Genomic DNA, 7,913 nt, shown 5'->3' on the forward strand with positions numbered 1-7,913 from the left:
GGCTTCTCCGCTTTCCGAGTCCGGCTACCGGCGGACATCTACAATCAGTCGGCAGTCCGACGTCCCCCGAGGTGGCATGCGCACGCCCGCACGTAGACGACCGTGGGCGTTCGCGGTCGCGCTTGTTGTAGCGATTTCCTGTCTTATTTCGGGATGTGTCCCTGAGGGCGGCACGGTCGTACCGGTGACGCTGGGTGCCGAACTCCCCGCCTCGGCCACCCCGTCACCCCCGAGCCAGGCGCCACTCGTCATGATCATCGGTGACAGTTTCACGGTCGGGTCGGGGCCGGTACAGGGATGGGACGGCTACGCGGCACATGTCGCCCGGCAGCTGGGCTGGCAGCTGATCACCGCGGGCGCCGCGGGAACGGGCTTCGTCAACCCGGGCAGGGTGGGCCGGACCTTCCAGCAGTCCTTCGTCAAGGAGCTCTCCTGGCGTCCGGAGCCCGACCTGCTGATCATCTCCGGCGGGCGTAACGACCGCCGGATCGGGGCCGCCAGGATCGAGGGAGCGGCGGTCCGCCTGCTGGAGCTGGTCAGGCGGCAGTGGCCGCACACCAGGATCGTGCTGGTCGGCCCGATCTGGATGACGAGGGCTCCCCGATGGGCCTACCGGGTGAGGGAGGCCGTCTCGACCGCGGCCGACCGGCTGGAGGTGCCCTTCCTCGACCCGTTCGAACCGCTCGGCCCACACGGCCGGGGGTGGGGCAGAGGGGCGGTGCTGCCCGACGGCGTCCATCCCACCCTCGTGGGCCATCTGCGCCTCTCCCGCTGGATGGTCGCCAGGCTGCACGAGTACGGCATCGATGCCCGTCCCCTCTGACCCGTACCGCCCGCTGCACTGGCCGGCGGTACGAAAAGCGGTCCGTCCGTTCACGGCGGCGGGACCGGGAGCCGCGGGTTCGGTGGCTCGCCCGGTCCTCGTGGATTGCGGCTCCTCGGGGTGCATAAAGGACATTCCATCCCAAAGCGACTCATAATAGTTTAATGTCCGCCATAACTAGACAAGAATAGTGTAAAAGCCTTGAATCGTTGTTTGTGGGCAGACATGGCAGGAAACTATGACAATCAGGGATGGCTCATATCTGGTCATCTCAGGCGATTTTCGGCCGATCTAGGAAATGCCGGAAATTAGGGTAACTGAACCTTTCGAGGGGAAACACAATGCCCAAGTCCAAGAGTGTTATCGCAGGGCTCGCGATCAGTGCAGCGCTGACCGGTGGGGCTGTCGGTATGGGTGCGGCGACCACCGCAACGAGCGCCAGCGCGACCACCACCACGGTCACCGCCGCGGCCTTCCCGACCTGGGGCGGTGGCTGCGGGCGCGGCTGCGGCTGCCGCGGCGGCGGCGGCTGTGGCGGCTGGGGACGCGGCCACCGCAGCCACAGCCGGGTCAGGGTGATCATCAACAACCACAACAACAACGTCAACCGTCTGAGCAACAGGAGCGGTGGTTCCGGCTTCCGTGGCTTCGACGATGAGGACTAGGCCTTCCGGCCGTCCAACCGTGGCCGCGCTCTGATCGGGGTGCGATGCGGGGCCGGGGCATCCCGGATGTCGAAGACATTCGAGATGTGAGGCCACTCGCGGCCGGATCCGTGATTTCGTGCGGCTCCGGAAGCGTCGCCAAGAGATAGGGATCCGGTATTCACCGGGACCGTGTTTTTCCACAGAGAAACGCCGCCCCGAACCGAGGGCACGGAAACCCGAGAGGAATCTCTTTGGGATCCTGACTCTCAACACAGTGCGAGTTGTTGTTTCTCACAGGATTACCGGCGGCGGCGCCGCGGTTTTCGAACCGCGGTGTCGCCGCCTCGCGCTGTCCGGCTTCCTTCGCGTCATTATCGATCTTGAGGCGGGAAACCCCGTGACGCGGTGTGAACCGGCCACGGGGCCCGTGAGACCGACGGTGGACCGCCGGTCCGCGTACCGCTAGGAGATGGTGGGGGTGGGTGGGGTGCCGCTTCCGCTCCAGCTGCCGATGAAGCCGAAGGTGGTGGATCCGCCGGCGGGGATGGAGCCGTTCCAGGCGGCGTTGGTGAAGGTGAAGGCCGGGGGAGCGGCGGACAGGGTGGAGCTCCAGGACTGGGTGATGTTCACGCCCGAGGGGTAGGTGAGAACGGTCTTCCAGCCGGTGACGGCGGAGGGGCAGCTCACGGTGACCTCGCCCTGGAAACCGCCCTGCCAGGAGTTGACCGTCTTGTAGGTGGAGGTGCAGGGGCCGCCGGGCTGCCCGGCGAGGGTGGTGAAGGTCACCGCCGCGGAGGCGGTCGAGGTGTTCCCCGCCGCGTCACGGGCGACGACGGTGACGCTGTAGGCGGTCTGCGGGCTGAGGCCGGTCAGCGTGATGGAGTTGGTGGCCGACGAGCCGAGCCTGGTGCTTCCCCGGTAGACGTCGTAGCCGGTCACCGCGCGGTTGTCGGTGGAGGCGGTCCAGTTGAGGGTCGCTCCCGAGGAGGTGATGGCCGAGGCGACCGGAGTGCCCGGCCTGGTCGGGGCCTCGGTGTCCGGGGTGGTGGTGCCACCGGCCAGCGCGTCGTGCACCGCCGTGTAGGCGGGCTTCTTGGCGTAGTTCGCGTCGTAGATCAGGGCCGCGCCCTCGCTGGGGAAGGTGTCGGGGACCCAGGAGTACTTGTCGGTGAAGCCCCAGAGCGTGATGCCCGCGCACTGGGTCACCGCCAGGCAGGCGTTGACGACGTCGCGGTAGTAGGTGGCCTGCTGGGCGTCCTTGGCCGCGTCGCGGGGCATCTGGATCCGGACGTCGATCTCGGTGAACCTGACCTGGACGCCGAGGTCGGCGAAGCGCTGGAGGTTCTGCTGGACCTGGCCGGGGAAGCCGTACTGGGTGGCCAGGTGCCCCTGGAACCCGACGCAGTCGACCGGCACGTTCTGCGCCCGCAGCGTCCGCACCAGGTTGTACATCGCGGTGCTCTTGGCGTTGACGCCCTCGACGTTGTAGTCGTTGATGCAGAGCCTGGCGTCAGGGTCGGCGGCCCGGGCGGCCCGGAAGGCATCGGCGATGTAGGTGTCGCCGAGCTTCTGGTACCAGAACGAGTTGCGCATGTTGCCGTTGTCGTCGAAGACCTCGTTCACGACGTCCCAGGAGACGACCGTGGGGTTGGCGGCGTAGCGGCCGGCGACCTTGGCGATGTGGTTCTGCATCGCGGAGCGCATGTCGGTGGCGCCGAGGTTCTGCACCCAGCTCGGCGTCTGGCTGTGCCAGACCAGCGTGTGCCCGTGCACCTGCTGGTTGTTCTGCGTGGCGAAGTTGACGACGGCGTCCGCTCCGGTCCAGTTGAACTGGTTCTGGCTGGGTTCGGTGGTGTCCCACTTCATGACGTTCTCGGCGGTGATCTGGTTGAACTCGGTCGCCGCGATGTTGCGGTAGGAGGTCTCGTTCGCCAGCGGGGAGGTGGCGACCGCGGCGCCGATGAACTTGCCGCGCGCGGCGGCGTGTTCGCGCAGGGAGGCGGAGGCGTGGGCCGGGGTGGCGGGCAGGACGGCGACGGCTGCCGTGACGAGCGGGAGCAGGGCGATCGCCCCTGCCGAGATCGCTTTGCGGAGGCTGGACATGGGGGGTCCTCTCTGAGGGCCGGGAAGGTCCGGCCTAGTGATTAGAAAATTTGCGAGAAGGTACCGAAACTTTCGGAAACAGTCCGGGGGGAGGGGGCACGGCAGGTGAGCCGTACCCCCTTGCCCCGGCCGCACCGGGTTCTCGTACGGGAGGGTCGCTCGCGCGGGAGAACTCCGTGCGGGTGGGGACTGTGGGTGGGCTAGGAGATGGTGGGGGTGGGTGGGGTGCCGCTTCCGCTCCAGCTGCCGATGAAGCCGAAGGTGGTGGATCCGCCGGCGGGGATGGAGCCGTTCCAGGCGGCGTTGGTGAAGGTGAAGGCCGGGGGAGCGGCGGACAGGGTGGAGCTCCAGGACTGGGTGATGTTCACGCCCGAGGGGTAGGTGAGAACGGTCTTCCAGCTGGTGACGGCGGCGGTGCACTTGACGGTGACCTCGCCCTGGAAACCGCCCTGCCAGGAGTTGACCGTCTTGTAGGTGGAGGTGCAGCCGCTCGGCGGGGCCGAGGTGGTGGTGAAGGTGGTGGTGTTGGAAGCGGGGGAGGTGTTCCCGGCCGCGTCCCTGGCCACCACGTGGACGGTGTAGGAGGTCTGCGCGCTGAGCCCGGTCAGGGTGATCGAGTTCGTCGCCGAGGAGCCGAGCTTGGTGGTGCCCTGGTAGACGTCGTAGCCGGTGACGGCGCGGTTGTCCGTCGAGGCGGTCCAGGTCAGCGTGGCGCCGCTCCCGGTGATCGCGGAGGCGGTGGGCGTGCCCGGCTTGGTCGGCGCCTCGGTGTCGGGGGTGGTGCTCCCACCGTAGATCTTGGCCTCGACGGAGGTCTGTGCGATGCCGTTCGCGCCGTTGAAGAGCCGCTGGCCCCAGCTGGTGAGGCTGGTGGCGTTGAAGTTGGTCACCTGGTCGAGGTACTCGACGCCGCCGCCGTTGCCGCTCCACGACCAGCCGAGGTAGCCGATGCCCCTGGCCTGGGCCTGGGCCATGATCGTGTCCTCGTCGGGGTTGCCGTCCGAGTGGTCGAAGCCGAACTCGCCGACGACCAGGGGCAGCCCGGCGGTCTGGAAGCTCTGCATGTAGCCGGTGACCTCGGCGGCCGTGTCGAACACGCCGTACATGTGGATGGAGAAGACGGTGTTGCGCTGCGAGTCGGCGGCGAAGACGGTGGCCGCGTTGTCGCGCATGGTGAAGCCCCAGTCCTGGCCCCAGTTGGGCGCGTCGACCATGATCAGGTGCTGGAAGCCGTTGCTCCGCAGCCGGGAGATCGCGGACGAGGTGGCCTGGGTCCAGCCGGGGGTGGTCGCGTTGTTGCCGAAGGGCTCGTTGCCGATGTTGAGGACCACGTAGTCCTCCTGGCCGACGATCGCGCTCTTGACGCTGATCCAGTAGTCCACGGCCTGGTCGAGGGTGTAGGCGCCGCTCTGCTCGCCGTACCCGGTGGTGTCGTGGTTCTCCAGCACGCAGATGAGCTTGTTCTGCTTGCAGAGCGAGACCACGTTCGCCACGTCGGAGACGCCGTTGGCGGTCCACCGGCCGCCGCTGAGCACCACCCGGACCGTGTTCGCGCCGAGCGACTTGATACCCGCGAACGAGGCGGTCTGGGACGGGTACCAGGTGTGCGCGTGGCTGGTACCCCGCATGACGAACGTGTTGCCGTTCGACTCAACGATCTTCGTACCGCTCACGCGGAGACCGACGGCGGCGTGGGCGGGTGGGATCGAGACGAAGAACGAGAGCAGGAGCGCCGCGAGCAGCGCCAGGCTTCTGAAACGCATGACCTACCTCGGTTGGGGAGTGCCCGGCCGGGCGGAGGGGTCGTCGCGCCCGGCCGGGGCAGGGGGGCGCCGGCTGAGTGGACCGGTGCGCCTGGACATTGGAGGGACGAAGGTGTGTCAGCTCGCGGTGCAGGTCACCGGAGTGGGGATGCCGTTGACGCCGCTCTGGCTCGCGGTGAAGCCGAAGGACGCCGACGCGTTCGGGGCGAGGTTGCCGTTCCAGGCCACGTTCCTGACCGACACGTCCGCCCCGGTCTGGGTGAGCGTGCCGTTCCAGAGCTGGCTGATCGTCTGGCCGTTGGGGAACTTCCAGGTCACGGTCCAGCCGGAGATCGCCGAGGCGCCCTCGTTCTTGACGGTGACCTCGCCCTGGAAGGCGCCCTGCCAGCTGTTGCCCACCGTGTAGGTGGCGGTGCAGCCGCCCGCCGGGGCCTGGGTCGTGGTGAACGCGGTGCTCTCGGACGCCTCGGAGGAGTTGCCCGCCGCGTCCCTGGCCACCACGGACACGGTGTACGCCGTCGCCGGGGTCAGGCCGGTGAGGGTGTACGAGGCGGCCGCGGAGGTGGCGACCTTCGTTGTGCCCCGGTAGACGTCGTAGCCGCTGACGCCCACATTGTCCGTCGACGCGGTCCAGGTCAGCGTGGCGCCGCTCCCGGTGATCGCGGAGACGACGGGCTTGCCGGGCCGGGACGGGGCGACGAGGTCCTCCTGCGGCGGCGGCTCGTCACCGGGGGGAGTGCCCCAGATCTTCGTCGTGCCGGAGTAGAGCGTCATGTTCTGCACCCGGACCGGGGTCGCGCCGGGGGTGGTGGCGACGCCCACGTACGACCAGTCGTTGGACGGGTCCCACGTTCCGGTGCTCGCGAGGCGGAACTGCACCTCGCGCCGGTGCTGCGACTGGCCTGCGGGGGAGATGGAGGTGCCGGAGCAGTCGATGGTGACGTAGTAGATCTTACCGGACAGCAGGGTCGGCCCGGTCGGGGCCTTGCACTGGTTGTAGGCCGACGACACGGTGATCTGGTTCGCTGTCGTGGTGCCGTCGAGGGTGAAGTAGTAGCGGAACGAGCCGTTGGTCAGCGGGCGCGCGGGCCAGGCCGACTGGTTCCTGACGATGGCCTTGATCTCGGTGAACGTCGAGCCCGAGGCGTTCACCCCGGCCTCGGTGAAGATCTCCGGCCCGTCGGGGGTCTCGGCGACCGGGAAGTTCGCGGCGGGGGCTCCGCCGTACTCCCGGTAGAGCCGGGCCAGGGCACTGGTAAAGCCGGCGTTGTAGTCGGTGGCGACCTCGTTCATCACGTAGTCGTCGCGCTTGTCGGTGTACTTGTCGTCGGGGTCGGGCGGGCCGCCGACGAGGGCGCCGTACAGGGTGTGGCGGGTCTCGACCGGGTTGGTCATCTGGTCGGTCCACGAGCCGTGCGCGGTGCGGTGGTGCGGGTTCTTCGGCGGGTTCGCGCCGAACCCGATCACGTACGAGGAGTTGCGCGGGTTGTCGCCGAGTGCGTAGTTGATCTGCCTGACCGCGAAGTCGTGATATCTCGCCTTACGCGTCGCGTCGGTGATCGAGTCCGAGTGGACCAGGGCCGCGAACGAGGTGTTGGCCGCGTAGCGCAGCGATCCCCACCGGTCGAGCACCGCCTGGCCGCCCGGTGAGTACTTCACCCGCTGGCCGTTGACCCCGACGGTCCAGTAGTCGAGCCAGCGGTTGGCGTCGTCGAGGTACTTCTGCTTGCCGGTCAGCTTGCTCAGCAGCACGTAGGTGCCGTACGACTTGTCGTCCCAGGCGATCGTCCACTTGTAGGACTTCGTGGTGGACTGCGGCTCGGTGCCGAGGTTGTCGTAGTACGACTCCGCCTTGGCCAGGTAGGAGGCGTCCTGGGTGGCCCGGTGCAGCCAGATCGCGCCCCAGACCAGCTCGTCGTTGTAGCCGCTCCACGACTGGTAGTAGCCCGACGCGTCGGTGATGCAGTCGCTGTACTTCTTCCGCACGGTGTCGGCGAAGGTGTAGAGCTGCTTGGCGTGCGTCACCAGCGTGTCGGCATAAGTCGGATTTGTCGGACGGAAGACGATGGATGACGCCGCCATCGCCGCCGCCGTCTCCCCGGCCAGGTCCGCTCCGCCGCAGGAGGCGTCGATCTTGTAAGCGGGCCGCTCCATCTGCATAGCCTCGGCGGGACCCCACCAGGCGTGGTCCTTGCCGCCGTTGCCGACCTGCCCGTACAGCACGTTCGCCGACGGGTGGGCCTTGATGAAGTAGTCGTTGACGAACTTGAGGTTGTTCAGCAGGTGGGTGAGCTGCCCTGAGGAGACGTACGCGTCGCGGTACTCCACCGCGCCCCAGGCCAGCATCGTCGCGCTGGCCGCCATCGGCAGGCCGAACTTGACGTGGTCGCCCGCGTCGTACCAGCCGCCTGTCAGGTCGAGCCCGACGTCCTGGCCGTCGGTGAGCCCGGAGTCGCCGCGCCAGCTGACGCGGTTCCAGCTCGGCAGCTTCCCCGACTGCTGGGCCTCGTAGAACCAGATGGACTTCTGCAGCGCCTCGCCGTAGGCGAAGGCGGGCGCCGCCCAGGCGGCGGCGCC

General features: G+C 68.1%; 5 protein-coding genes. 2 read left to right on the forward strand and 3 right to left on the reverse strand.

The annotated features are described in order from the left end of the window. Window positions 1–184 precede the first annotated feature (184 nt). Both ABZU75_RS22365 and ABZU75_RS22370 read left to right on the forward strand, forming a co-directional pair. Window positions 185–823, forward strand: a complete 639-nt coding sequence (locus ABZU75_RS22365) for an SGNH/GDSL hydrolase family protein (protein ID WP_355557283.1) — start codon at window positions 185–187, stop codon at window positions 821–823. A 341-nt stretch (window positions 824–1,164) separates the two neighbouring features. Continuing rightward, entirely contained in the window at window positions 1,165–1,488 is a 324-nt protein-coding gene (locus ABZU75_RS22370) for a hypothetical protein (RefSeq protein WP_355557286.1), read from the forward strand. Between the two features lie 444 nt (window positions 1,489–1,932). Here ABZU75_RS22370 and ABZU75_RS22375 read toward each other — a convergent pair whose 3' ends face one another. From ABZU75_RS22375 to ABZU75_RS22385, 3 genes are all read right to left on the reverse strand, one after another. Beyond that, entirely contained in the window at window positions 1,933–3,573 is a 1,641-nt protein-coding gene (locus ABZU75_RS22375) for an endo-1,4-beta-xylanase (protein ID WP_355557289.1), read from the reverse strand. Window positions 3,574–3,773: 200 nt separating this feature from the next. After that, window positions 3,774–5,336, reverse strand: coding sequence for a cellulase family glycosylhydrolase (locus ABZU75_RS22380; RefSeq protein ID WP_355557292.1), 1,563 nt, complete (start codon window positions 5,334–5,336; stop codon window positions 3,774–3,776). Window positions 5,337–5,453: 117 nt separating this feature from the next. Next, window positions 5,454–7,913, reverse strand: a 2,460-nt coding sequence (locus ABZU75_RS22385; RefSeq protein ID WP_355557295.1) for a glycoside hydrolase family 9 protein, incomplete at its 5' end; no start/stop codon positions are given.

The sequence above is a fragment of the Streptosporangium sp. NPDC005286 genome (assembly GCF_040607515.1).
Lineage (GTDB): Bacteria > Actinomycetota > Actinomycetes > Streptosporangiales > Streptosporangiaceae > Streptosporangium.